At 62.9% G+C, this 25,215-nt stretch carries 21 protein-coding genes and 1 tRNA gene; 12 read left to right on the top strand and 10 right to left on the bottom strand.

Annotation, left to right across the window (positions count from 1 at the left end):
- Positions 1-217: 217 nt before the first annotated feature.
- The 8 genes from TZ00_RS16700 to TZ00_RS16670 form a co-directional block, all read right to left on the bottom strand.
- Positions 218-1,351, bottom strand: a complete 1,134-nt coding sequence (locus TZ00_RS16700; protein WP_238579730.1) for an ABC transporter permease — start codon at positions 1,349-1,351, stop codon at positions 218-220.
- 44 nt (positions 1,352-1,395) lie between these two features.
- Positions 1,396-2,088 carry an ABC transporter ATP-binding protein gene (locus TZ00_RS19485; protein WP_084606238.1) on the bottom strand — a complete coding sequence of 231 codons (693 nt, stop codon included), beginning with the start codon at positions 2,086-2,088 and terminating at the stop codon, positions 1,396-1,398.
- Positions 2,085-2,795: a peptidoglycan-binding protein gene (locus TZ00_RS19480; RefSeq protein ID WP_161793793.1), complete on the bottom strand. Its 711-nt coding sequence runs from the start codon at positions 2,793-2,795 to the stop codon at positions 2,085-2,087. Before TZ00_RS19480 ends, TZ00_RS19485 begins: the two co-directional genes overlap by 4 nt.
- 356 nt (positions 2,796-3,151) lie before the next feature.
- Complete coding sequence (locus TZ00_RS16685) at positions 3,152-3,700, bottom strand: hypothetical protein (RefSeq protein WP_044443411.1); 549 nt, start codon at positions 3,698-3,700, stop codon at positions 3,152-3,154.
- Between the two features lie 108 nt (positions 3,701-3,808).
- Positions 3,809-5,887, bottom strand: coding sequence for an FtsX-like permease family protein (locus tag TZ00_RS19475; protein WP_161793792.1), 2,079 nt, complete (start codon positions 5,885-5,887; stop codon positions 3,809-3,811).
- A 95-nt stretch (positions 5,888-5,982) separates the two neighbouring features.
- Positions 5,983-6,714 (bottom strand): ABC transporter ATP-binding protein, encoded by a 732-nt coding sequence (locus tag TZ00_RS16680; RefSeq protein ID WP_044443409.1) that lies wholly within the window; start codon positions 6,712-6,714, stop codon positions 5,983-5,985.
- Entirely contained in the window at positions 6,711-7,235 is a 525-nt protein-coding gene (locus TZ00_RS16675; protein ID WP_044443407.1) for a PadR family transcriptional regulator, read from the bottom strand. The genes TZ00_RS16680 and TZ00_RS16675 overlap by 4 nt, the downstream gene beginning before the upstream one ends.
- Before the next feature lie 490 nt (positions 7,236-7,725).
- Positions 7,726-7,808, bottom strand: a tRNA-Leu gene (locus tag TZ00_RS16670).
- 40 nt (positions 7,809-7,848) lie between these two features.
- Between TZ00_RS16670 and TZ00_RS16665 the strand changes: the two genes are divergently transcribed.
- On the top strand, positions 7,849-8,454 hold the full coding sequence (locus tag TZ00_RS16665; protein ID WP_044443406.1) for an ANTAR domain-containing response regulator: 606 nt from the start codon (positions 7,849-7,851) through the stop codon (positions 8,452-8,454).
- Positions 8,455-8,541: 87 nt separating this feature from the next.
- Entirely contained in the window at positions 8,542-8,949 is a 408-nt protein-coding gene (locus TZ00_RS16660) for a hypothetical protein (RefSeq protein ID WP_044443405.1), read from the top strand.
- 1 nt (position 8,950) lies between these two features.
- Here the strand turns inward: TZ00_RS16660 and TZ00_RS16655 are convergent, their stop codons facing one another.
- The gene (locus tag TZ00_RS16655; RefSeq protein ID WP_044443404.1) at positions 8,951-9,370 is read right to left on the bottom strand and encodes a PaaI family thioesterase; all 420 of its coding nucleotides are present in this window, start codon (positions 9,368-9,370) and stop codon (positions 8,951-8,953) included.
- A gap of 59 nt (positions 9,371-9,429) precedes the next feature.
- Here TZ00_RS16655 and polA point away from each other — a divergent pair, with 59 nt between their 5' ends.
- The 7 genes from polA (at position 9,430) to coaE (ending at position 18,597) form a co-directional block, all read left to right on the top strand.
- Complete coding sequence (polA, locus tag TZ00_RS16650; RefSeq protein ID WP_044443402.1) at positions 9,430-12,117, top strand: DNA polymerase I; 2,688 nt, start codon at positions 9,430-9,432, stop codon at positions 12,115-12,117.
- An 83-nt stretch (positions 12,118-12,200) separates the two neighbouring features.
- Complete coding sequence (locus TZ00_RS16645) at positions 12,201-12,737, top strand: hypothetical protein (protein WP_044443400.1); 537 nt, start codon at positions 12,201-12,203, stop codon at positions 12,735-12,737.
- A gap of 4 nt (positions 12,738-12,741) precedes the next feature.
- On the top strand, positions 12,742-14,424 hold the full coding sequence (locus TZ00_RS16640; RefSeq protein ID WP_044443398.1) for a DUF885 domain-containing protein: 1,683 nt from the start codon (positions 12,742-12,744) through the stop codon (positions 14,422-14,424).
- Entirely contained in the window at positions 14,421-15,326 is a 906-nt protein-coding gene (locus TZ00_RS19085) for a thioredoxin domain-containing protein (protein ID WP_052521650.1), read from the top strand. Before TZ00_RS16640 ends, TZ00_RS19085 begins: the two co-directional genes overlap by 4 nt.
- A gap of 96 nt (positions 15,327-15,422) precedes the next feature.
- Positions 15,423-16,307, top strand: coding sequence for a DUF3592 domain-containing protein (locus TZ00_RS19080; protein WP_052521649.1), 885 nt, complete (start codon positions 15,423-15,425; stop codon positions 16,305-16,307).
- 120 nt (positions 16,308-16,427) lie between these two features.
- Positions 16,428-17,882, top strand: a complete 1,455-nt coding sequence (gene rpsA / locus TZ00_RS16625) for a 30S ribosomal protein S1 (protein ID WP_044443396.1) — start codon at positions 16,428-16,430, stop codon at positions 17,880-17,882.
- A 94-nt stretch (positions 17,883-17,976) separates the two neighbouring features.
- Entirely contained in the window at positions 17,977-18,597 is a 621-nt protein-coding gene (coaE, locus tag TZ00_RS16620; protein WP_044443394.1) for a dephospho-CoA kinase, read from the top strand.
- Here the strand turns inward: coaE and TZ00_RS16615 are convergent.
- Positions 18,594-19,622 carry a 6-phosphofructokinase gene (locus tag TZ00_RS16615; RefSeq protein WP_044443392.1) on the bottom strand — a complete coding sequence of 343 codons (1,029 nt, stop codon included), beginning with the start codon at positions 19,620-19,622 and terminating at the stop codon, positions 18,594-18,596. The two genes, coaE and TZ00_RS16615, sit on opposite strands and share 4 nt — an antisense overlap.
- An 80-nt stretch (positions 19,623-19,702) precedes the next feature.
- On the opposite strand from TZ00_RS16615, the gene uvrB reads away from it, so the two are divergent.
- From uvrB to uvrA, 3 genes are all read left to right on the top strand, one after another.
- Positions 19,703-21,772 (top strand): excinuclease ABC subunit UvrB, encoded by a 2,070-nt coding sequence (uvrB, locus tag TZ00_RS16610; protein ID WP_044443390.1) that lies wholly within the window; start codon positions 19,703-19,705, stop codon positions 21,770-21,772.
- Complete coding sequence (locus TZ00_RS16605) at positions 21,769-22,272, top strand: PaaI family thioesterase (RefSeq protein ID WP_044443388.1); 504 nt, start codon at positions 21,769-21,771, stop codon at positions 22,270-22,272. Before uvrB ends, TZ00_RS16605 begins: the two co-directional genes overlap by 4 nt.
- 73 nt (positions 22,273-22,345) lie before the next feature.
- On the top strand, positions 22,346-25,213 hold the full coding sequence (uvrA, locus tag TZ00_RS16600; RefSeq protein WP_044443387.1) for an excinuclease ABC subunit UvrA: 2,868 nt from the start codon (positions 22,346-22,348) through the stop codon (positions 25,211-25,213).
- Positions 25,214-25,215: the final 2 nt, after the last annotated feature.

Genomic DNA, 25,215 nt, shown 5'->3' with positions numbered 1-25,215 from the left:
CATCGAGATGGACGTAAAGTGTGGTCAGGAGGGTGTTGAGGTCTGTTTTCACACACTGGGCTTAACACCCTCCGCCTGCGATTAACAGCATCCACGCCGCCCGAACCAATCGGACTCACTCATCTAGAGGTATCTCATGATCGCGCGGTGTCAGGGTCATCCGCATTCGATATACCCACGCGCTCGTGCACAGAACTGTGGCACCATCGGTTGCTCCTCATGTCGTCAGCGCGATAGCTGGTGCTGTGCGTGCAGCGGATACAGCGGGGTACAACCCGGCGAGCACGCCGATGGCGACCGTTGATCCGATACCCGTAAGAATGATTGCTAGGGGGACCGTGAATGGCGCGTCGTTCAAGGTCGCAAAGACGGCTACCGCGATCATCCCCAGGCCTGTTCCTCCTAAACCGCCGAGCAGCGAAAGGAGAAAAGCTTCCATAAGAAATTGAACGCGAACGTGCCCGCGTGTTGCCCCTAGTGCCCGGCGTAGACCGATTTCTCGTCGGCGTTCTAGGACGGAGATAACCATGGTGTTGGCGACGCCAATGCCTCCGACCAAGAGGGCCACCGAGCCGATGCCGAGGATAAGACCGGTGAACGAGGTGTCCACTGCGGAGCGCGCCTGTAATGCGTCCGACGGGCGTGTTACTCCGACATGGCGTGGATTAGCCGGATCGATGCTGGCGGCGATAAGTGCTTGGACGTTCTGGACCGCTCTGTTGCTCGATCGTTCGTACACTGTGCTCGGGTGTCCGTCCCAACCCAGCTCGCTCGTGGCGATTGGGCGAGGCACCAACGCATTCATGTCGAGTTCTGGTGCGAGAGGGGAGGGCTCGAGAATCCCTATGACGGTGAAGTCGGATCCTCCAAGCCAGACGAGATCTCCGATCGTGTCGATGCCAAGTAATCGCGCTGCTTGAGCGCCGAGCACGACGCTTGGCAAGGTTTCGGTAGCGGAGTCGAACCAGCGGCCACTTCGCAGAGTGCTGTGGGTGACGTCGATCAGACGACTGTCGGCGACGCTCACCATGATGCCCTTTGTGTGGCGTGGGTCGACGAAAGAATTTCGGTAGATGTTCGTTGCGGGGAGGTAAGCCGTCGCAGATGCGGCTTCGACGCCGTCAATGCGCAGTACCCGCTCAACCGCATTTGGTGCTAGCGCTACCGGTTCGCTGCCCGGGCTCGCGGCTGATCCGGCGGTCAGCAAGTTGGTGCCGAGCAGATCAAGTTGCTTGCCGAGCCGGGCTTGGCTTGTCGAGGATATTCCGATGACGGCGATCATGGCGGCGATTCCGACGGCGATTCCGAGCGCGGCAAGGACGGCGCGAAGTGGGCGGAAGCGTATTCCCACTGCGCCCACTCTGAGGAGGTCTGCGGGGAGTAAGCGTGAACGGTTCATCGTGACCCTCCGGTCGTGATATCTGAGCGAATACGCCCGTCCTGAATGGACACGATGCGAGGGAGGCTCTCGGCCAGGGCGTGATCGTGGGTGATGATCACGACACTCGTGCCCTGCGCATTAATTTCTCTGAGGAGTGCTATGACACTCGAGCCTGATTCCGAGTCAAGTGCCCCCGTGGGTTCATCCGCCAGTAGGAGGGGAGCGTCAGACACGAGAGCTCGCGCGATAGCAACTCGTTGCTTTTCCCCGCCGGAGAGTTGGTGGGGCCGATGGTTCACGCGGTGAGAAAGCCCTACCTTTTCGAGCGCGGAATCGGCTTGGCTTCGTCGAATACGTCGAGGTACACCCGCATAGAGGGCCCCATCGGCGACGTTATCAAGCGCGGTCATGCTCTCGTTGAGGTGGAATTGTTGAAACACGAAGCCCAGAGTGAGAGCACGGAGCCCTGAACGGTGCCGATCGGAAACGGTAGATATGTCGACGCCATTGATGCGCACTGCGCCGGCGGTCGGGTGGTCGAGTAAGCCCATAACATTGAGCAGACTTGACTTGCCCGAACCACTGGGGCCGACGATTGCGAGCATCTCGCCGTGCTCTATTTGGAGGGAAACGTGATCCACAGCTCGTACTGGGGGAGTGCCATGGTCGCGCGTCACGTCGTCGAGCTCTAGCAGAGGTGACGTCATGATTGCGCCGTCACGACGGTGGTGCCTTCGGTGATGCCATCCCCGGATATCTCGACGAGCGCATCCTGGTACAAGCCGGTGGTGACAGGGATGACTTTACGTTTTGTGCCATCGGTGACTCGTTCCACCGCGAATCCACCGCCTGGCTGCGCCAGAAGAGCGTCGACGGGAACGGCAAGAACGTTCTCGTGACGTTCGCCTGTGAAATCCACGGCGACTGGCCCCTCTTGAATCGTCCCAATATTTGAGAGATCGCTGAGCGCTACTTCGATCGGAACTACCCGGTCAGCCGTTTCTCCCGACTTGGTGGGGGCTGCTTCTGGTTGCCCGATGCTTGTCACTGATCCGGTGGTCGGTGTTCCGTTCGGCAAGGTGATAGACACTGCCGCACCGAGCGACGCTAGCCCTTGATTCGCCAAAGGTATTTTCACGAGCACCGAAGGAGTCGGTGCTGTGACCTCACTGACGGTTGCACCTGCTTCGACTGACGCGCCGAGAGAAGCCGTCACTTTACCGATACGAACCGGACCCGGTTGGAAGACGACCGACGACATCGTGACGACACCCGTTTCCGGCAGGCCCACGGCCTTCTGCCATCGCTGGACGGCAGCCGTGGTGGGTGCAAGAAACTCCGAATCCGGTTGCCGACTGTAGTAACCCAGCGCAGCCAGATTTTGTTCAAGCTCAAGCACATCGTCCCCGGTCATGCCCTCTGATATATCTCTCCACATCGGGAACGTTCCAGCAAACAAGACGGTCGGTGCCGTATTGACCCGGTACAGGACTGATCCTGTTTCCGGTGACGATCCACTCACAGGAGCAGCAGTGATGGTCCCTGCGGCGCGTGCTGTGAGAGTCCCCGTTGTGGGATACCGCAGATCACCGGACATCCGCGTGGAGGTGGCTATGGTGGTGCGGGTCACCTGTGCTGTAGAGGCGGGTGCTGTGGGAGCGGGGGCAGTATGGTGACTTGAGTTGTTGATATAGGCCCACGTTCCGACGGAACCTCCTGCGAGAACGAGGGTGACGGATATTCCGATGACGGCGGACCGGCGCGAGATTCTCATTCGGTGCCGCCATCCGCGCACGTGTCGTAGAGCTTCCAGTCGAAGTCAGCAGGAAATTCCCCAAAATTACCGTCCGCGGTAAGGTCCGGGATGTCAGCGCCCTTGTTTCGTAGGCAGTCGAAAGTGAGCTTCGTAAGCATTCGGATGGCGGACAGCTCGTCTGCAGAGAACGGTTCTGCGTCGCCGACTTCTTTGGTGCAATCATCTGAAACGGTCTGGAAGCGGGGATCCTTGTTTTGAGCGGGACCGGTGTCCTTGACGCCATTTCTGGCGAGGCAAGCGTCGAACTTCTCGAGCCAGGCCGAGTCCCGACGTACAGTCTCGTTCCGCAGAGAAAGGGCTTGTTCCTTGGTCATGCCGGAGGTGGATGATGCGGATCCGGAGTCCTGCGACGCTGCAGATCCGGAGTCCTGAGACTCTGCGGTCTGGCTCGAAGCGCTGCATCCGGTAAGAGCGGCAGAGATCACGGCTAGGCCTCCGAGAAGCATCGTGGCTCGCTGACGCCGTGTAATGATGCGGGCGCGAGAGGTGGTGAGAAACATCATGATTTGTCCTTACTTTGTTATTTCGGGTGGGGGGGAAAATGACAGCTTTGCGGCGCGTCAAGGAGACCGACAGAGGTCGGTAGCTTGAGGAAATCTATAGCGGGTGGACTACTCGAAGCGGAGGGTGATTGGTTCCGTCGATTTACGAGCTGTTTTGAATGTTGCCGCTAGTGAGAACAAGAGCAGGGCGACGAACGTTACTAATATCGCCACGAAGATTGCGCTTGGTGGATTAAGTTGTCGTCCGGTCGTCACTGTGGCGAGAATGGCACCGGCTGAGATATAGCCCAGGATCGATGCAAGAACCATAAAACCGATGGCAGGTGCTGCTGTTTCGAGGGCCAGGGTGCGCTGGATGGTTGTCAACGGCATGCCCGTCAATCGCAGCAGGGACAGAATTCTGCGTCGATCTAAGAGCTGTGCAATGGTGGAGACTCCGAAGATCAGAGCTGCGACGAAAGCGATGAATAGTAGAGCAGGAACTGCCAGAGAGGTGAACTGTTGGTTTTGCAGTAGGGAGGGTCCGTTCGGGTCATCGCTCGACGTGCGAAGAATTCCTCGAAGAGGAAGACCTGAGGAGAGTACGAGCGTCCGGGCCCGGTCAATCGATGCCGACTTTCCGTCTGTCGCGACGGCGACGATATAAGGTGCCGCCCCGTCGGGGAAGGTTTGAACTGCTCTTGCGTGCATTTGTCCGCTGAAGAGGCTGCTCAGGTCAAGCGCGAGGGATTCACCTGCTGGAGCGAGACCGAAGGTGGGGGCATCCTGACCGCGGACCACAAACCGGACAACGTCTGACGCTGCTGTCCCCAGCGCTGCTGAAGTAATCCCCGGTACATCGCGCCATGCCGCAACAGCATCCGCATTGGGACCCGTTGCTTTTGGAGCCGTCGAATCGAGAAAAGCGAACACCGTGGAGGCAGGCAATCCCCCGTCGTGCTGTCGAGGCGCGCTCGTCGCTCCTATTCCGCCGGCGAGCAGTGAAGCAATGAACATCACCGCAGCTGCTCCACTCACCCCGCGAAACGTTGCGCGAGGACTGCAAGCAACTCGCGCAGCCGCAAGAGTCGATGTCGCACCTCGGGCCAGCAACCCTGCAACCCTTGCCGCAACGCTGAGAAGAGTCGGCCCGGCCCACAGCAGGCCACCAAGCAGAAGGATCACAGAGACGAAAAGAACAGTTACGTAGAGTGACCGCTGGTCAAATACTCGTACGGGCGACGCATCACGTTCCATCACTGCGCATACCAAACCTGTAAGACCCAGTGCGAGAGGGATCAGCCGGAGGACAGACGGACGATCCTCCACGATCGGACGCTGGCTCCCCAGCGGCCCGATACGCCCAAACAGAGCCCGAACACCAGCAATCCCGGATGAGACCGCAATCACGGCTATACCCACCAGAAGAACTCGGTAAAAGTCCACGCCGATAATCCCAGGAACTACGAGTTGATCCTTCGGTGCAACCGTTCTGAGAGCTAGGCCGACAAGAGAAAATAAGGCAGAACCCAGGAGAGTCCCCGCCGCCGCGGCCAGCGCGGTCTCAAGTGCAGCGAGTCGTGATACGCGTCCCGGAGTCGCTCCGATCAGCCGAAGAGTTGCCAATCTCTCCGCGCGCTGTGACCCGCCAAGATCAGTCACTGCGCCAATGAGCAACAGGATCGGCAGCAGCAGCATGATCGATCCGGCGATCGCTATCAAATCATAAGCATCAGCTGCGGAAGAGCTCGAATTCCAGCCCGCAATCGCATATCCACCCGCGGCATAAACTTGCTCACCGCTCGCGCCGACTACGACAGCGAGCATATCGTCGCTTTCCAAGATATCCGTAGGCAATGTTCCAATGCTCCGCCCGTACCGGTTGCCCAATTCTTCTGGCGGCAGGGTGTCGATGAGGCGTTGTAACGCGGGAGAGGCACGGTACTCGCCAGGCTGCGGGGGGCGCAGGCCTCCAGGAAGTTCCATTCCATGCGGGGCGGACGTCGCGACGACGAGTTCGGAGATGGGTCGCTGCCGAACGAAATCAATATCCGAGTAAGCAGCGACTGAATTGGCCTCGATCTCGTTGTTCTCAAGGGGTGTCTGAAGTCCTGCTGATACAGCGCGTTCCCCGCCGACGCTTAGCCAAGCGCTGCGTGTGGTGCGATCGTGCAGGGAGCCGACGGCACTCCCCAGCAGCAGCAGCAATGCGACGCCGATGCTGATGCCAGCGATAATGGCCCCGAGTCGGCGATTGTGGGAACGAGTTCCGACTGAGAGCGAACGCAGAATAAGAAGACTATTCATCGTCGGGCCGGCTGCCTGTCGGTGTAGCCGGAGGACACTCGTCCGTCCCGCACGACTATCTCGCGGTCGGTATACGAGGCAGTCCGCGCGTCGTGCGTGACGATGACAAGCGTGGTGCGGTTAGCGTGTGTGACGTCGGTAAGCGTCTCCATGACCGATTCGGCGACGAGGGAATCCAGCGCCCCCGTTGGTTCGTCCGCGAATAGAACTTTCGGTGCCGTAACAAGCGCTCGTGCGATCGCAACACATTGGGCTTGGCCACCGGAGAGCTGGGTCGGCAGTTTGGACGCATGGTCAGCTACACGAAGTTGATCAAGCCAAGCGCGTGCCTGACCAAGGGCGCGCTTTCGAGACATCCCTGCCAATAAAAGGGGGATGCTCACGTTATCGATCGCAGAGAGGTCAGGTATGAGTTGGCCGAACTGGAAGACGAATCCGAAATCACTGAGGCGGAGGCGGGCTCGATCTGCCTCGCCCAGCCCGGAGACAACTGTCTTGCCGTACCGGACTTCACCTTCGTCTGGGGTTAGGACCCCGGCGAGTACGTGCAGCAGGGTTGACTTGCCCGAGCCCGAGGGTCCCATGATCGCAACACGCTCACCGTGAGCGATTTCGAAATCGATACCGCGAAGCGCATGAGTGAGCCCGAACGAGAGATGCAGCCCTTGTGCCGAGAGCAGAGTCTCGCCAAATGCGGGCTCTGAGATTGTCGTTGATGAGACGTTCATGACAGTGCCTCTCGCTTGAGTTCCGTGAGTCGAGACATGGTCAGATCGATGAATCGCAGGTCGGCTTCAATATGGAAAAGAGCGTGATCACACAAAAGCAAGGTGGCGACATCAGCATCACGTTTGCGTCGGGTGATGTCGCGCATCTTGTCGAGGTGCTCGCTCTTCTGTATCTCGAGAAGATGGACGGCGTCGTCGCCAAGCACGAGGCTGATCATCGTTTTGGCATAAACATTGCTCTGCAACCCGGGGACAGGAGCATCGGGGGTGAAGAGCCACGAGCGGAGCCTGTCCCGACCCTTGTCGGTGATCTCGTAGCGTTTGCGATCGGGCCCTTGTCCTGCCTCTTCAGCAGTGAGCACGGCGAAGTCGTCGCGGGTGAGACGAGACAGGGCTGAGTACACCTGGCCATAGGCGATGGGTCGGGCTGCGGCGAAGAGTCGATCATAAGCGCTCTTCAGGTCGTAGCCGTGACTCGGGCTCCGTCCGAGGAGTCCCAGCATCGTTAAGGTTGAGTCCATAACTCAACCATACACCACATGAATACATCGGGTGTATACACCGAATGTTTTTGCTGAGATCGATACCTTTGCCTCGTCCGCAGTACATGAGAGGCTCGCGTCGAGCATCTCGGTCCACAGCCGCAGCGACGAACCTGCGATCACCCGCTACCGCGGTGGACCCTCACAGCAATCGGGCGCAGGATTTGCACCGCGGGAGACAAGACCACTGGTCACGCTGACAGGCTGGCGCTCAGGCGTCCGGCGGTCCCCGGGGCAGCGGTTGCGACAAGGGAAGACCGGATCCCCGAGAGGCGCCAAGCCGTACCGATGTCTTGGCAACGGTCACGAGCGACCACGCAGCGAAGGCCGTACCCGCGTCCATTCATGATGACGCGTGGGCTCTGATCGAGTACATCGACTCGATCCGTGATGAGGCCACAGGACAGTTGAAAAGCCGACGCTGTTCGATACCTGCCCACGCCGAAGAGATGCAGAGGGGTAAAAACTGTACCGGTGGTGGGACTCGAACCCACAAGCCCTCACGGACAGCGCATTTTGAGTGCGCCGCGTCTGCCATTCCGCCACACCGGCTCGTTCACGTGCTTCGATCAGAATACCGTAGGCTTGCAGGGTGTCAGACCAAGAATCCACCCCCGTCGCTCCCCGTCGCGTAGTCGTTGCAGAAGACGAATCGCTGATCCGTCTCGATATCGTCGAGATCCTCCGTGACAACGGTTTCGAGGTCGTCGGTGAAGCAGGGGATGGCGAGACCGCCGTTGCGCTCGCCACCGAGCTGCGCCCCGACCTGGTGATCATGGACGTCAAGATGCCCCAGCTCGACGGCATCTCCGCGGCCGAGCGCCTCAGCAAGGGTCACATCGCGCCCGTCGTGCTGCTCACCGCGTTCAGCCAGAAAGAACTCGTCGAGCGCGCGACCGAAGCCGGAGCGCTCGCCTACGTCGTCAAGCCGTTCACGCCGAACGACCTGCTGCCCGCCATCGAGATCGCCCTGTCGCGCTACGCCCAGATCATTACGCTCGAGGCAGAGGTCGCCGACCTGGTCGAGCGATTCGAGACCCGCAAGCTCGTCGATCGGGCCAAGGGCCTGCTCAACGAAAAGATGGGCCTGACCGAGCCCGAGGCCTTCCGCTGGATTCAGAAGGCGTCGATGGATCGTCGCCTCACCATGCACGATGTCGCTCTGGCGATCATCGAGCAGCTCAGCGCCAAGAAGTAGAGCCCGACCCTGTCGTCCAACGGTTCCGCGTTCCGTCGACGCCCACAAACATCCGCCGAACCCGATCGACCGGTTCGCCGCGCGACCTTGAAGCTGAAGCACGAGGTTCTGCCGGCGAACGCACCGCTGTTCTCCGATGACATCGTCGCGGTCGCGCGCTCGGTCAGCGGAGTCGATCTCGACTACTCCGTCGACAGCCTCGAGCAGGTCGACGGCCTCATCGGCGGTTTCCGCGCGCAGGGTGTCACCGAGGAACGGTTCGCCGAGACTCTCTTCGGTTTCGGCTGCTACGTGGGCGAGGTCATGGTTCGGCACGCCGGCGGGTCGTGGACGACCAGCGCAGGAACCGCCCTCGAGGCCTACGCGAGCTTCCCGCTGCTCGTCTCGCTTCCTCCGGAGAACCTCAGCAATCCCATCGGCAAGGTCTTCAAAGCCTTCCGAAACGGCGAGTCCGACAGCATCGCCCAGTTCTACCGGGCGATGACCTCGAACTGACTCAGTTCTTCTTGTCGATGATCATGTTCGTGATGCGGATCGTCGAGCAGCGCCGACCCTGATCGTCGTCGATGGCGATCTCGTGCGTGGTCAGAGTGCGCCCAAGGTGGATGGGCGTGCAGACGGCGGTCACGAGGCCGCTGCGAGCCGATCGCGTGTGCGAGGCATTGATTTCGATGCCGACGGCGAGCCTGTCGGGGCCGGCGTGCAGATTCGCCGACATGGAGCCGAGAGACTCTCCGAGAACGACATAGGCGCCGCCGTGAAGCAGATTGGCCGGCTGCCTGTTGCCCTCGACCGGCATCGTGGCGACGGCCCGTTCGAGCGTGAACTCGACGAACTCGATGCCCATCTTGTCTGCGAGCTCGCCCACACCCCTGTCGCGAATCCAGCCCAGCGCATCCACAGTTTTTTCGGTCATTGTCGCCTTCGAATGCTGGGGCCCGGCCGTCGTCGGAGGTGACTTGTAGGCTGGGGGACGTGTCGGATTCAGAAAAGCCTACCCTCCTCGTCATCGACGGCCATTCACTCGCGTTCCGGGCGTTCTATGCCCTGCCCGTCGACAGTTTTCAGACTCGCGACGGGCAGCACACGAATGCGATTCACGGCTTCATCGCCATGCTCATCAACCTTCTGAAGGCCGAGAATCCGAGTCACATCGCCGTGGCGTTCGATATCTCGCGCCATTCGTTCCGCACCCGCGAATATCCCGAATACAAGGGCACCAGAGGCGAGACCCCGCCCGAATTCAAGGGTCAGATCCCTCTGCTCGAAGAGGCCCTGCACGCCATGAACATCACGACGGTCTCGAAAGAAGACTACGAAGCCGACGATATCCTCGCCACGCTCGCGCGCCAGGGCGAAGAGCAGGGCTATCGCGTCTTCGTCGTCTCCGGAGACCGCGACAGCATCCAGCTCATCCGCCCCGACGTCACGCTGCTCTACCCGTCGGCCATGGGCGTGTCGCAACTCACCCGCTACGACGCCGAGAAGGTCTTCGAAAAATACGGTGTGCAGCCTCATCAGTACCCTGAGATCGCCGCCCTCGTGGGCGAGACGAGCGACAACTTGATCGGAGTAGACAAGGTCGGCCCGAAGACGGCTGCCAAGTGGATCAACCTGTACGGCAGTCTCGACGCGATCATCGAACGCAGAGACGAGATAAAGGGCGTCGTCGGCGACAAGCTGCGCGAGCAATACGAGAACGCGGTACGCAACCGCAAGCTCAACCACTTGCTCACCGACGTCGAGCTGCCGGTCGGCCCGGCAGACCTCGAGCGCAAACCCATCGACGAGCAGGCTCTTCGCGAGGTCTTCGGCCGGCTCGAGTTCCGCACGCTTCTCGACCGGGTGCTCAAGCTCGACGGGCAAGGCACTTCGGATGCGTCGGCCGCGTCGGGCTCCGCGGGTCCGGAGTCGGTTCCCGCCTCGATCACGGCGCCGACTCCTGCGACGGTGCTCGACGAAGAACTCGAGCTCTGGCTCTCGCGAGCACAGAAGAACAATCCCGAGGGGCTCGCCCTGTCGGTCGAAGAGCAGGGCGGCGTGCCCATCGGCCTCGGCATCGCGTCTGCGACCGAAAGCCTGTTCGCGCCCTGGAGCGCGGGCAGCCTCGACTACACGGCGCTCGAGGCATGGCTGGCGAGCGACTCGCCGAAGATCATGCACGGCGCGAAGGAGCAGATCAAGACGCTGCGCCGCGCAGGCCTCGCCGTCTCCGGGCTGCGCTTCGACACGACGCTCGCCGCGTGGCTGGTGCGTCCCGACTCCTCTGCAGACCGCTCGCTCGCCGAACTCGTCGACCGAGCCCTGGCCGAGGTTCTGCCAACACCCGACCCCAATCAGCTTGTCCCCGAAGACGACTCCCACGTCGGCCCGGCGACCGAGGCGTGGTACATCGCCCGCGTCGCGGCGGCTCAGAAGTCCTCACTCGACGAGCGAACGCTGCGTGTGCTCGGCGACATCGAGATCCCCACGCTGATGGCGCTCGTCGACATGGAGCTCATCGGAATCACCGTCAGCCATGACGAGCTCTCAGAGCTGTCGGCCGAGTTGGCCGCCACAGCGACCGGTCTCGCCACAGACGCCTACGAGATCATCGGCGGCGAGATCAATCTCGGATCGCCGAAGCAGATCCAAGAGGTGCTCTTCGACAGACTGTCGATGCCCAAGACGCGTGCCACCAAAACGGGCTACTCGACAGACGCGGGCGCCCTCGCCGATCTGCAGGCGTCCAGCCCGCATCCCTTCCTCGGTCTTCTACTGCAGCACCGCGATGCCACCAAGCTCCGCCAGATCATCGAGACGGTCGACAAGGCGATCGCCCCCGACGGCCGGGTGCACACACGCTACGTGCAGACCGGCTCGAGCACGGGCCGAATCTCCTCGACAGATCCAAACCTGCAGAACATTCCCGTGCGCGCCGAAGAGGGCCGTCGCATCCGGCACGCCTTTCAGGTGGGTGACGGCTTCGAGAGCCTTCTCACAGCCGACTACTCACAGATCGAGATGCGCATCATGGCCCACCTCTCCGGCGACGAAGGGCTCATCACGGCCTTCACCGAGGGTGAAGACCTGCACCGCTTCGTCGGGGCCCACGTCTTCGGCGTCGAGCCCTCCGACGTCACGCCGGCCATGCGCACCAAGGTGAAGGCAATGTCTTATGGCCTCGCCTACGGGCTGAGCGCCTTCGGTCTGTCGAAGCAGCTACGCATCGAGTCCAGCGAAGCCAAGAAGCTCATGTCCGATTACTTCGAGCGCTTCGGCGCCGTACGCGACTTTCTGCGCAACGTGGTGCTGCAGGCAAAGGAAGACGGCTACACCGAGACGATCTTCGGCCGCCGCCGCCCCTTCGCGAATCTCAACAGCGCCAACAGGGTGCTTCGAGACAACGACGAACGGGCTGCACTCAACGCACCGATCCAGGGAACAGCGGCCGACATCATCAAGATCGCCATGATCAACATCGCGAGCGATCTTAAAGAGCAGCAGCTCGCGTCGCGCATGCTGCTCCAGGTGCACGACGAGTTGGTCTTCGATGTGGCGCCCGGCGAATGGCAGACGCTCTCCGAGATCGTGACCACGCGCATGAGCACCGCTGCCGAGCTTCGGGTTCCGCTCGAGGTGCAAGTGGGGCGCGGCGCGAACTGGAACGACGCAGCGCACTGATCGCCTCCCGGCAATCCGTTCTCGACACCATTCGGACACCTCCAGGACGCTCGCACGACATCCGAGTCACAGAGAATGTCGAGGTGACGACGACGGCGAATATTGTATTCTCGTCATTCACGTCTGCCGCCGACCCGATGCCTCGGGCATGGTCGCGTTTTCGCGACCAACTGACGGCACCGTCGGAGCGGCCCGCTGACCGTCTCGCCGATCCACAGACCGGACCGGTCTGCGTCTGGCGACTCCTGGCCAGCAACAACCGCGAACTCGGGCGCAGCGCCATGATCTATCGGTCGTTCGACGACGCACGTGCTGCCGTCTTCGATGCCCGGTTGTCGCGGCACGACATCGAGATCCGATCGGTGCACGGTCCGAATGCGGGCACCCATGGATGGTTCGCACACGAACCCGACGGGCCGCCCTTGATAACCTGTGGTCGGTGGTACGGCGCACACACCGCGAGCGTTGACGCGGCGCAGCACTCGATCGAGGCGTTCTTCAGCGCAACCGTGCTCGCCGAGGGGCATCGGCGGCTGTCCGCAGACAGACGACGCTCCACCAGGGAAGCGATTCGTACGCCGGGGGAGAGCGAGCGCAGTCGGAGCACCTCGTTAGGCTGAATGCATGACCGGTTCCCCAAAACCTCCCGCCCGCACGCCCACGGAGATCGACTCGATCGCCGAGGAGTGGGTCGACACCCTCGTTCGGCTCGAACCCACGCTCGGAACATACATCGGCCGTGTCGAGGCGAATACCCGCTTCGGCGACCTGTCGCCGAGAGGTCACGAGCTCTACCTGGACGAAGTGCGTCGAACCCAGGCGCTGCTGACAGCCGCCGTGCCCGTCGACGACGTCGACAGAGTCACGCAGATCGATCTCGGAGCCTCGCTCCAGCTCACCATCGAGAGCGCTGAAGCAGGTCTCCATCTGCGTGACCTCAACGTCATCGCCTCGCCGTCCCAAGACATCCGGGAGGCCTTCGACCTGATGCCGACCGAGACGGCGGGGGACTGGCATATCATCGAGACCCGACTCCACGCGGTTCCCGAAGCGCTCGACGGCTACGTCGAGACGCTGCGAGAGGGAATAGCTCGTCAGATCGTCCCGGCCAGGCGCCAGGTCGTAGAGGTTCTGGCGCAGGCGCGCAAGAACGCCTCGTCGGACGGGTTCTTCGCCTCGCTCCCCGACGGCGCTCCGGCGGAGTCTGCAACAGAGTCGCTCAGACAGGCATCCTCGGTGGCGGCCGGCGGCTACGCGCGGTTCGCGGACTTTCTCGAAACCGAGCTGCTGCCTGCGGCGACGCCGGTGGATGCCGTGGGTCGCGATATCTACACGCTTCGGTCACGCCAATTCCTCGGCGCCACGATCGACCTCGACGAGACCTACGAGTGGGGCCTCGCCGAACTCGCTCGCATGACGCGGGAGCAGGAGGCGATCGCCCAGGAGATCCTGCCCGGCGCGACCGTGCACGAGGCCATCGCTCATCTCGACGCCGACGACTCCCGCAAGCTCCACGGAACTGATGCCCTCCGGCAGTGGATGCAGAGCACGAGTGACCGCGCCGTCGACGAGCTGTCGCAAAGCCACTTCGACATCCCCGACGAGATCCGTGCCCTCGAGTGCATGATCGCGCCGACCGACGAGGGCGGCATCTACTACACCGGCCCGACCGACGATTTCTCCCGCCCTGGACGAATGTGGTGGTCGGTGCCGGCGGGAGTCACCACCTTCGACACCTGGCGTGAACTGACCACGGTCTACCACGAGGGAGTTCCAGGGCATCACCTGCAGATCGGCCAGGCCGTCTACAACAGGGCTACCCTCAACACCTGGCGTCGTCAGCTGGCGGGAACGTCAGGACACGCGGAAGGTTGGGCGCTCTACGCCGAACGTCTGATGGAGGAACTGGGCTACCTCGACGACCCGGCCGACAGGCTCGGCATGCTTGACGGTCAGAGGATGAGGGCCGCCCGAGTCGTGCTCGACATCGGAGTGCACCTAGGCAAGCAGCGCCCCGACGGTGCCGGAGTCTGGGACGCCGACTACGCGCTGGAGTTCATGCGCGCGAACGTGAACATGGACGACGCCTTCATTCGCTTCGAGGTGAATCGCTACCTCGGCTGGCCAGGACAGGCGCCGTCGTACAAGGTCGGACAACGCATCTGGGAGCAGTTGCGAGACGACTACCGGGCACTGCAGGGCGACGCCTACGACGCCAAGGAGTTTCACCGCCGCGCACTCGATCTGGGCGGGGTCGGGCTCGACACTCTCCAGAAGTTTCTGCTCACAGACGGAGAATCCCGATGACGAACTCCCCGCCGCCCGGGTGGTACCCCGAAGAGAACACGTCCAATGAGAGATGGTGGGACGGTCAGAACTGGAGCGAAAGCCGTCGCGACGCTCCGGCTCCCGTCGTACCTCCCGCAGACCCCGGAGTCACGCACACCGCGGCCGCAGCGCATCCATCACGTCGACCTGTCTGGCCGTGGGTGCTCGGTGGCTCGTTGCTCGTCATCGTCGCCGTACTCGTCGCCGCAGTTCTCGTCCTCGCCAGTGTCTTCTCGTCGATCGAACGGTCCTCGCCGAGCGGGTCTGGGCACGAACCGGGCGGCGAGTCGAGTGCGCCGGCCGGCAGTTCCGGCGACGGCGTCGTCATCGGAGATGGGGGAGACGACGCCATTCGAGTCGTGACCTATGTCGATTACTTCTGCCCGTACTGCGGCCAATTCGAGTCGACCAACGCGAAACAGCTCTCCGAGTGGGTCGACTCGGGCGAGGTGGTTCTCGAAGTCCACCCCATCTCGATTCTCGACCGCGCCTCGCTCGGAACGAAGTACTCGACCAGAGCAGCCAATGCTGCCGCCTGCGTCGCCGACTCGGCGCCGGATCAGTTCGAGAAGTTCAGTGCTCTTCTGTTCGAGAACCAGCCCGACGAGAACACCGAGGGGCTGAGCGATGCCGATCTGATCGATCTGGCGAACGAAGCAGGGGCGATCGAGGGTACCGATGTAACAGACTGCATCGACTCGGGCGAGTTCGCCGGCTGGGTGACGCAGGCCACGGACCGGGCCCTCAACGAACCCGTACCGAATTCCGATCTCGACAAGATCTCGGGCACGCCCACAGTGATCGTCGACGGAGTGCAGTACACCGGCAGCCTCACCGACGCCCAGGAGTTCGCCGACTTCGTACTGCCGGGGGTCAGCTGACCCGCGGTCACCGCGTGCCACTCTGAGTAATAGCGGTGGCGCGGCTGAGTAGCTCGTCACCTACCCGGCGCTTGTCATGCTTCGTAGCGTGTGCACATGAGCACATCTGATCCGCGCGTAGAACGCGCCGAACGCCAAGCCGCGGCCTCGAAACGCCCCGGCACCACCATCGTCATCGTTCTCCTCGGAGCAGCCCACCTCGCCGTGTGGATGGTCGCAGGGTTCGGCATCGGCACCATCCTCGACACATTCCGCCTGATGACCGTCAACCAGGTCGGCAACTGGAACAGCGGATTCGATGCCGTGGACTCGCAATTTCTCGCCGTCGGAGCCATCTGCATCGGCTCCTTCCTCGGCGTCTTCTTTACCGGGCGACTCGGCCGGGCGGGACTCGGCGGCGCCGCGCTTATCGTGCCGTTCTGCACAGGTCTTCTCGGTATTGCCATCGGGCTGCTGCTCTTCATTCCGAACTGGAGCCCGCCGGACGCGATCGGTGAGAAGGTGGCGTTCATCGATGGCGGTGACACTGAGCCATGGCAGTCGGATGCATGGGTCGCCTACTACCTGCCCTACTGGTTACCCGCCGCCTTCGGGGTTCTCCTGCTTCTCGCGGTCGTTGCTACTTTGGCTGCGATCCGAGCCACTCGCCGCAGTCTCGTGCGAATGAAGGACATCGAGTCGCGAGGAACGCGGGTTCCCGGCGTCGTCACGGAGGCGATCGCCACCGGAACAGAGATCCAAGGGATGCCGCGGATCCAGTTCACGGCACGATTCAGGGACACGGCAGGAACGGACCGCTGGGTGACGAAGAAGGCGACGTTCCCTCGCGCAGCCACCCCGCGAGCCGGAGATCCCGCCGTCGTGTGGTTCGACCCTCTTGCACCGCACGATGAGACGAAGATCATGGTGGGCCTCGGCCCGGAGGCGGCGCAGCACGCCGGACAGTCCGCGGTGTTGCCGCGCACGGATCTACGGGGCTAGAATGACTTGGCACGTTTTGTGCCATCCCATCCGCTCGCCGTCGGCGGAGCAGTCCTGCTCGAAACCTCGAACTCGTCTGTCGTCGGCCTGATATATGTCCATCCTGGAGCATTTACTTTTATGACAATCGCAACGACCGACAGAGTAGCCAAGCAGGTCGCCATCAACGACATTGGCTCGGCAGAAGACTTTCTCGCCGCGGTCGAAAAGACACTGAAGTTCTTCAACGACGGAGACCTCATCGAGGGCACCGTTGTGAAGATCGACCGCGACGAGGTTCTCCTCGACGTCGGGTACAAGACCGAGGGTGTCATCCCCTCGCGTGAGCTTTCCATCAAGCACGACGTCGACCCCACCGAGGTCGTCCAGGTCGGCGATCTGGTCGAGGCCCTCGTTCTTCAGAAAGAAGACAAAGAAGGTCGCCTGATCCTCTCCAAGAAGCGCGCTCAGTACGAGCGTGCGTGGGGAGACGTCGAGAAGATCAAGGACGCCGACGGTGTTGTCACCGGTTCGGTCATCGAGGTCGTCAAGGGTGGACTCATCGTCGACATCGGACTCCGAGGCTTCCTGCCCGCGTCGCTCATCGAGCTTCGTCGCGTGCGCGACCTCACGCCCTACCTGGGCCAGGAGATCGAGGCCAAGATCCTCGAGCTCGACAAGAACCGCAACAATGTCGTTCTGTCGCGCCGCGCTCTGCTCGAGCAGACGCAGTCCGAGAGCCGCACCACGTTCCTCAACAACCTCCAGAAGGGACAGGTCCGCAAGGGCGTCGTCTCGTCGATCGTCAACTTCGGTGCGTTCGTCGATCTGGGTGGAGTCGACGGACTGGTTCACGTCTCCGAACTCAGCTGGAAGCACATCGAGCACGCGTCCGAGGTCGTCGAGGTTGGCCAGGAGGTCACCGTCGAGATCCTCGAGGTCGACCTCGACCGCGAGCGTGTCTCCCTGTCGCTCAAGGCGACGCAGGAAGACCCGTGGCAGGTCTTCGCCCGCACCCACGCCATCGGCCAGGTTGCACCGGGCAAGGTCACGAAGCTCGTTCCCTTCGGCGCATTCGTTCGCGTTGCCGAGGGCATCGAGGGACTCGTCCACATCTCCGAACTGTCGGGCAAGCACGTCGAGCTCGCCGAGCAGGTCGTGTCGGTCGGCGACGAGGTCTTCGTCAAGGTCATCGACATCGACCTCGAGCGTCGCCGCATCTCGCTGAGCCTCAAGCAGGCCAACGAGGGTGTCGACCCCGAAGGCACCGAGTTCGACCCGGCGCTCTACGGAATGCTCACCGAGTACGACGACCAGGGCAACTACAAGTTCCCCGAGGGCTTCGACCCGGAGACGAACGAGTGGCGCGAGGGCTTCGAGACCCAGCGCGAGAAGTGGGAGCAGGACTACGCTGCAGCCCAGGCTCGCTGGGAAGCCCACAAGAAGCAGGTTGCCACGAGCAACGCCGAGGTCGCCTCGGGCGACGGCGCCAGCGCTGGTTCCTCCTTCTCGAGCGAGTCGACCGGAGCCGGCACCCTCGCCGACGACGAGACCCTCGCCGCGCTTCGCGAGAAGCTGTCGAGCAGCAACTCCTAAGTTGCATCACAGAACGGCCGTCCTTCGGGGCGGCCGTTCCGTCGTTAACCCCGTCGTCGACGAGGCCACCGGACGCCGCCGATACCATGGAGCCATGTTCATCGTGGGCCTCACCGGCGGAATCGCATCAGGAAAATCCACTGTGGCCCGGCGGCTCGTCGACCACGGCGCCGTGCACGTCGACGCGGATGCCCTCTCCCGCGAGGTCGTCGAGCCGTCGACCCCGGGGCTCGCGGCCGTCACGGCCGAGTTCGGCGCCGAGGTACTTGCTGACGACGGCTCGCTCGACCGCGCTGCGCTGGGGGCGATCGTCTTCGCCGATCCGGATGCCCGGGGCCGGCTCGAGGCCATCATCCACCCGCGGGTGCATACACGCACGGCAGAGCTGATCGCCGCGGCTGAGAAAGCGGATCCCGCTGCGGTCGTCGTCTACGACGTTCCTCTCCTCGTCGAGGCCCGCCGAGAACTGCGATTCGACCTGATCGTCGTCTGCGAGGCGCCGGCCGATGAGCGCATCGATCGTCTTCTCACGCATCGAGGAATGCCCCGAACCGAAGCGGAACGACGCATCTCCGCCCAGGCCAGTGACGAGGAGCGACGCGCGGTCGCCGACGTCGTCATCGACACGTCGGGATCGCTCCAGCACACCCTCGACCAGGTCGACGAGCTGTGGACGGACCTGTCGGCACGAGCCAAGGACAGGGCTCGCGTCTAGCCGAACAGCAGCGCGGCCTCGTCGTAACGGTGCTGCGGCACCGTCTTGAGCTTGCCCAGCGCCTCGGCGAACCCGACAGTGACGATCTCGGTGCCCTTCAGAGCGACCATCTGGCCCCAGGCGCCTTCGCCGATGATGTCGCTGGCAGCCATGCCGAGACGAGTCGCGAGAACGCGGTCGTAGGCGCTCGGCACACCTCCACGCTGGATGTGGCCGAGCGTCGTCGCCCGGGTCTCGATTCCCGTTATCGATTCGATCAGCGGCGCGATGCGCTCGCCGATGCCTCCGAGACGCGGCCGACCGAAAGCATCCAGACCCCGCTCGGAGTGCGGGTCGTCCATGCTGTCGGGCATAAAGCCCTCGGCCACAACGACCAGGGGAGCGCGACCGCGATCGTAGGCGCTCTGCACCCACTCGCACATCTGCTCGACACTGGTCTTCTGCTCGGGAATCAGGATGGCGTGGGCGCCCGCCGCCATACCCGAGTGCAGTGCGATCCAGCCCACGTGACGACCCATGACCTCTGCAACCATGCACCGGCTGTGCGACTCGCCGGTCGTGCGCAGTCGATCCATGGCGTCTGTCGCGATCTGCACAGCGGTATCGAAACCGAAGGTGTAGTCCGTCGCGTCGAGGTCGTTGTCGACAGTCTTCGGAACGCCGACGATCTTGAGGCCGGCATCGGTGAGGCGTTTCGCTGCAGCGAGAGTGCCTTCACCGCCGATGGCCATGATCGCGTCGATTCCGTGGCGCTCCATGTTGGCGGCGATGTTCTCCGGTCCGCCGTTCTCGCCCTCGAACGGGTTGGTGCGCGATGTACCCAGGATCGTGCCGCCCTGCTTGGCGATACCGCGGATGTTGTGGCGGGTGAGCTCCATGATGTCGGCGTTGACGACACCCCTCCAGCCGTCTCTGAACCCGACGAACTCTTGGCCGTTGATCTCCGTTCCCTTGAGAACCGCGCCGCGGATGACCGCGTTGAGTCCGGGACAGTCGCCGCCCGAGGTGAGAATGCCGATGCGCATGGCGCCGCTCCTGTTCGAAAGAAATCCGTTTCCACTGCCAGGCAGGGACCAGTGTCACTACCCCGACCTAAACTTAATGCATGGAACCCACCCGCTCCGTCCACCCCTTCGAAGTCGTCAGTGAATACAGCCCGAGCGGCGACCAGCCGACCGCCATCGCCGAGCTGACTGCACGGATCAACGCGGGGGAGACCGACGTGGTACTCCTCGGTGCAACAGGCACCGGCAAGTCGGCGACGACGGCCTGGCTCATCGAAGCGGTCCAGCGCCCCACGCTCGTGCTCGCGCACAACAAGACCCTTGCGGCTCAACTCGCGAATGAGTTCCGCGAACTCATGCCCAACAACGCCGTCGAGTACTTCGTCTCGTACTACGACTACTACCAGCCTGAGGCCTACGTTCCCCAGACAGATACCTTCATCGAGAAAGACAGCTCGATCAACTCCGAGGTCGAGCGCCTGCGCCACTCGACCACGAACTCGCTGCTCAGCAGGCGCGACGTCGTCGTGGTCTCGACGGTCTCGTGCATCTATGGCCTCGGCACGCCAGAGCAGTACATGAACGCGATGATCGCGCTGCAGGTCGGCCAGCGCATCGACAGAGACTGGCTGATCCGCAAGTTCGTCTCGATGCAGTACAACCGCAACGACATCGACTTCTCGCGCGGCAACTTCCGTGTGCGGGGCGACACGATCGAGATCATTCCCCAGTACGAAGAGCTCGCGATCCGCATCGAGATGTTCGGCGACGAGATCGAGGCTCTCTACAGCCTCCACCCGCTCACCGGCGACATCGTGCGCAAGCTCGACTCCGTCTCCGTCTTTCCTGGGTCGCACTACGTCACCGATACCGATGTGATGCAGCGCGCCATCGGCACGATTCAAGACGAGCTCGAACTGCGCGTGGGTCAGCTCGAGAAGGAGGGCAAGCTTCTCGAGGCCCAGCGCCTGCGCATGCGCACCACTTTCGATCTCGAAATGATGCAGCAGATCGGGTTCTGCTCCGGCATCGAGAACTACTCCTGGCACATGGACGTGCGGCCTCCCGGCGCCGCCCCTCACTGCCTTCTCGACTACTTCCCCGACGACTTCCTCGTGGTCATCGACGAGTCCCACGTCACGGTTCCTCAGATCGGCGCCATGTACGAGGGCGACTCGTCGCGCAAACGCACCCTGGTAGACCACGGATTCCGCCTGCCGAGCGCGCTCGACAACCGCCCGCTCAAATGGCCCGAGTTCAAAGAGAGAGTCGGCCAGACGGTATACCTGTCGGCTACCCCCGGCAAGTACGAATTGGGCATCGCCGACGGTGTCGTAGAGCAGATCATCCGGCCCACGGGCCTGATCGACCCCGAGATCGTGATCAAGACCTCCACCGGCCAGATCGACGATCTTCTCGAAGAGATCCGCCTGCGTGCCGGCAGAGACGAGCGCGTTCTCGTCACCACACTCACCAAGAAGATGGCCGAGGAACTCACCGACTTCCTGGGCGAGCACGGGGTCAAGGTGCGTTACCTGCACGCCGATGTCGACACCCTGCGCCGGGTCGAACTGCTCACCGAGCTGCGCGCAGGCCTCTACGACGTGCTCGTGGGCATCAACCTCCTGCGAGAAGGGCTCGACCTGCCCGAGGTCTCGCTTGTCGCCATCCTCGATGCCGACAAGGAGGGGTTCCTGCGGTCGTCGACCTCGCTCATCCAGACCATCGGTCGAGCCGCACGCAACGTGTCGGGCCAGGTCATCATGTACGCCGACAAGGTGACCGACTCGATGGCCTTCGCCATCAGCGAGACCACGCGTCGGCGTGAGTTGCAGGTGGCATACAACACCGAGCACGGCATCGACCCCACACCGTTGCGCAAGCGCATCGCCGATATCACTGAGGTGCTCGCGCGAGAAGGTGCGGATACAGCGCAGCTGCTCGCGGGCCGCGACGGTTCCAAAAAGAAGTCGCCGACGCCTAATCTGCGCCGCGAAGGCATCGCGGCGGAGGGCGCGAACCAGCTGGAGGCGATCATCGCCGACCTCAACGAGCAGATGCTCCAGGCCGCGGGCGAACTGAAGTTCGAGCTCGCCGCACGTCTGCGCGACGAGCTGGGCGACCTCAAGAAAGAGCTGCGGCAGATGTCGGCCGCCGGGCACCTCTCGTGACCACCGAGCCCGACCCACTGCGCCGGCGGGTCGTCGAGTGGGAGGATCCGCTCATCGGGGCCGCCCAGGCGAAGACGCTCGGCGGACTCGAGTACCTGAACGCGATGATCGCGGGCCGCATCCCGCCCCCGCCGATCGCAGTGTTGATGAACCTCGAGCTCGTGTCGGCGAGCCATGGCACCGCCGTCTTCACCTGCACGCCCGACGAGTCGGTCTACAACCCCATCGGCGCCGTCCACGGCGGCTTTATGTGCACCGCACTCGATTCCGCTCTCGGCTGCGCGGTGCACTCCACCCTGCGGGCAGGGCAGGGCTACACATCGCTCGAGATCAAGGTCAACTACCTCCGCGCCCTCAACACGGTCTCGGGAACGCTCACCGTCACGGGCACGGTCACCAAGCCCGGCAGCCGCATCGCCTTCGCCGAGGGTGTGGTGACCGATTCCGAGGGGCGCACCGTGGCGACCGCGTCGAGCACCCTGCTGGTGTTCGAGGCCTAGCACAGTCCCTCGACACTGCACGCCCTCAGCGGAAGAGGGACGCGGTGTCGGTGGCCGCACATAGACTTTCGAGGTGTCAGTTTCGAAGGTAAATTCCTCCAACGTCCTCAGCGTCCACGGCGCCCGCGTCCATAATCTTCAAGACGTGAACCTCGAGATCCCTCGAGACTCGCTCGTCGTCTTCACAGGCCTGTCCGGGTCGGGCAAGTCGTCACTCGCGTTCGACACGATCTTCGCCGAGGGCCAGCGCCGCTACGTCGAGTCGCTGTCGGCCTACGCCCGTCAGTTCCTGGGGCAGGTCGACCGCCCCGACGTCGACTTCATCGAGGGTCTCAGCCCCGCGGTGTCGATCGACCAGAAGTCGACCAACCGCAACCCGCGGTCGACCGTCGGCACGATCACAGAGATCTACGACTACATGCGCCTGCTGTGGGCGCGCATCGGCATTCCGCACTGTCCGATCTGCGGCGAACCCATCAAGTCCCAAACTGTGCAGCAGATCGCCGACCAGCTCATGGAGCTCGAAGACGGAATTCGCTACCAGGTCGCGAGCCCCGTGGTCTCGCAGAAGAAGGGCGAATTCGTCGACCTCTTCAAAGAGCTGGCCGCGGGCGGCTACTCGCGTGCGCTCGTCGACGGCGAGGTCGTTCAGCTGAACGATCCGCCCAAGCTCAAGAAGCAGATCAAGCACGACATCTCGGTCGTCATCGACCGTCTCGTCGCCGGCCCCGACATACTGAGTCGTCTCACCGACTCCCTCGAGACCGCGCTGCGCCTCACCGACGGGCTGGTGCAGATCAACTATGTCGACTCCGAGGGTCCGGATGCCTGGCAGACGTTCTCCGAGAAGCTCTCGTGCCCGAACAACCACCCCATCGCACTCACCGAGATCGAACCTCGCACCTTCTCGTTCAACGCCCCTTTCGGAGCGTGCCCGGAGTGCTCCGGTCTCGGCACCCGTATGTCTGTCGACTCCGACCTGCTGCTCGGCGACCCCGACCTCAGCATTGCCGAGGGTGTCATCGTTCCGTGGACGACCCAGGGCAAGGGCCTGTTCAGCTACTACGAGAAGCTGCTGCACGGCCTGTCGCGCGACCTCGACTTCTCGCTCAAGACCCCCTGGGGCGAGTTGAGCGATGAGGTGCAGAACGCCGTGCTCCGCGGCAACAACTTCGAGGTCAAGGTCCGCTGGAAGAACCGCTACGGCCGCGAGGTGAGCTACTCGTCCGGCTTCGAAGGCGTCGTCCCCTACATCGAACGGCAGTTCCTGCAGGCCGAGACCGACACGCAGCGTGCGCGCTGGTCGGAGTTCCTCCGCGAGATCCCGTGTCCCGTCTGCAACGGCAAGCGACTGAAGCCCGAGGTCCTCGCGGTCACCGTGAACGGCCGCAGCATCGCCGATGTCACCGACATCTCCCTGACTGACGCACAGGAGTTCATGCACGACGTGGTACTCACCGATCGAGAGGCAGCAATCGCCGCTCAGGTGCTGCGCGAGATCAGACTGCGCCTCGACTTCCTGATTCAGGTCGGTCTGAACTATCTCAACCTGGCGCGCGCCGCAGCCTCCCTCTCCGGCGGCGAAGCCCAGCGCATCCGGCTCGCCACCCAGATCGGATCCGGACTCACCGGCGTGCTCTACGTGCTCGACGAGCCGTCGATCGGTCTGCACCAGCGAGACAACCGCCGACTCATCGAGACTCTGGTGAAGCTGCGCGACCTCGGAAACACGCTGATCGTCGTCGAACACGACGAAGACACCATCCGCACGGCCGACTGGATCGTCGATATCGGGCCGGGTGCCGGTGTCAACGGAGGCAAGGTCGTACACTCGGGTTCGTACGACGCACTCCTGGCGAACACACAGTCGCTCACGGGTGACTACCTCTCGGGGCGCAAAGAGATCGAGGTTCCCGCCACCCGACGCCCGATCGATCCCGACCGCGTGATCACAGTGGTCGACGCCGAGGCAAACAATCTCCGCAAGGTCACGGTCGACTTCCCGCTCGGCACATTCGTCGCGGTCACCGGCGTCTCCGGTTCGGGAAAGTCCTCGCTGGTCAACGACATCCTCTACCGGGTGCTCGCGAACAAGCTCAACGGCGCACGCAAGATACCGGGCAAGCACAAGCGCGTCACGGGGCTCGAGAACCTCGACAAGGTCGTGCACGTCGACCAGAACCCCATCGGCCGCACCCCGCGATCGAACCCTGCGACCTACACGGGCGTCTTCGATCGCATCCGCAATCTATTCGCCGACACGGCCGAGGCCAAGGCTCGCGGCTATCTGGCCGGCCGCTTCAGCTTCAACGTCAAGGGGGGCCGCTGCGAGGCCTGCTCGGGCGACGGAACAATCAAGATCGAGATGAACTTCCTTCCCGACGTCTACGTCAAGTGCGAGGTCTGCGGGGGAGCGCGCTACAACCGCGACACCCTCAGCGTGCACTACAAGGGCAAGAGCATCTCCGAGGTCCTCGACATGCCGATTGCCGAGGCGGCGGAGTTCTTCGAGCCGATCGGTGCCATTCACCGTTTTCTCAAGACTCTCGTCGATGTCGGCCTCGGCTACGTGCGACTCGGCCAGAGCGCGACGACCCTGTCAGGCGGCGAGGCGCAGCGTGTGAAGCTGGCGACAGAGCTGCAGAAGCGCTCCAACGGGCGCACGGTCTACGTGCTCGACGAGCCCACCACCGGTCTGCACTTCGAAGACGTGCGCAAGCTCCTCCTCGTGCTCGGCAGCCTGGTCGACAAGGGCAACACGGTCATCGTCATCGAGCACAACCTCGACGTCATCAAGAGCGCGGACTGGCTGATCGACATCGGGCCCGAGGGCGGCGCGGGCGGTGGGCGCATCCTGGCAACCGGTACACCCGAGCAGCTGGCGAAGGTAAAGAAGAGCCACACCGGCTTCTTCCTCAAGGAGATCCTCGAGGCGAAGTAGAC

It is taken from the genome of Agreia bicolorata (assembly GCF_000938265.1).
In the GTDB taxonomy this organism is placed as follows: domain Bacteria; phylum Actinomycetota; class Actinomycetes; order Actinomycetales; family Microbacteriaceae; genus Agreia; species Agreia bicolorata.
The sequence above is the reverse complement of the archived record's forward strand: the minus strand, read 5'-3'. Positions and strand labels throughout refer to the sequence as shown.